Here is a 1,124-nt window from a genome sequence, read left to right on the forward strand (position 1 = left end):
CGCACCCTCTACTCCCTGGTCGCCCGCCCGGCGCTGTGGCGCCTCGACCTGCGCCACAACTCGCGCATCTTCCAGGACGTCTCGCCGCTCACCGTGCTCAACACCCTGTGCGACGAGCGCGGCCTCACCGATGTCGCCTTCGCCGTCACCCGCGAGCTGCCGGAAAGAGAGTTCCTCGTGCAATACCGGGAGACCGATCTCGCCTTCGTCGAGCGCCTGGCTGCCGAAGAGGGCCTGTTCTACTTTCACGAGTTCTTCGAGACAGGCGAAGATGCGCCGAACGGTGCCCATCGCCTGGTGTTCGCCGACGCCCCCCAGACCCTGGCCCACCTGGGCGAGCGTACCTACCACGGCCGCGCCGGCGGCACCCCGCCGAGCCGCCACGTGCGTAAGCTCGAGCAGCTCGCCCGGGTCGCCCCGGCCTCGGTCACGCTCAAGGACTACTCGTTCAAGAACCCGGCCTATGCGCAGCTCCACGAACACTCGGCTGAAGGCCTGGAAGAACACGCCCAGCGTGGCGTCGTTGATGGAGAGTACGAACACTACGACTACCCCGGGCGCTACAAGGCCGACGCCTCCGGCGACGCCTTCACCCGTATCCGCCTCGAGCACCTCAGAAGCGGCGCCCTGACCTGCGCCGCCGAGAGCGACCTGCCCGAGCTCGCCCCCGGGGTCAAGTTCACCCTCACCGACCACGACCTCAGTGAGCTCAACCGCGACTGGCAGGTGGTGAAAGTGACGCACACCGGCAGCCAGCCCCAGGCCCTGGAAGAAGACGGTGTCACGCAGAGTGATGCGGCGGGCCTAGGCCAGATGACCCAGTTCGACAACGAACTGATCCTCACCCCCGCCGACCGCGCCTGGCGCCCCACGCCCAACGCCAAGCCCCGCGTCGACGGTCCGCAGATCGCCTTCGTCGTCGGCCCCGAGGGCGAAGAGATCCACTGCGACGAGCACGGACGGGTCAAGGTCCAGTTTCCCTGGGATCGCTACGCCGAACCCAATACCGCCGGGGCTGAAGGCGAAGCCGCTGGAAGAGCGCCGAGCGCCTGGGTGCGTGTCTCCCAGGGCTGGGCCGGCGGCGGCTACGGTAGCATGGCCATTCCGCGGATTGGGCATGAGGT

At 68.2% G+C, this 1,124-nt stretch carries 1 protein-coding gene; it reads left to right on the forward strand.

Annotated features, from left to right (window positions below; translation table 11 throughout):
• Nucleotides 1–1,124, forward strand: a 1,124-nt coding sequence (tssI, locus tag H1D44_RS20680) for a type VI secretion system tip protein TssI/VgrG (protein WP_181517149.1), incomplete at both ends; no start/stop codon positions are given.

This window comes from Billgrantia kenyensis (genome assembly GCF_013697085.1).
Lineage (GTDB): Bacteria > Pseudomonadota > Gammaproteobacteria > Pseudomonadales > Halomonadaceae > Halomonas > Halomonas kenyensis.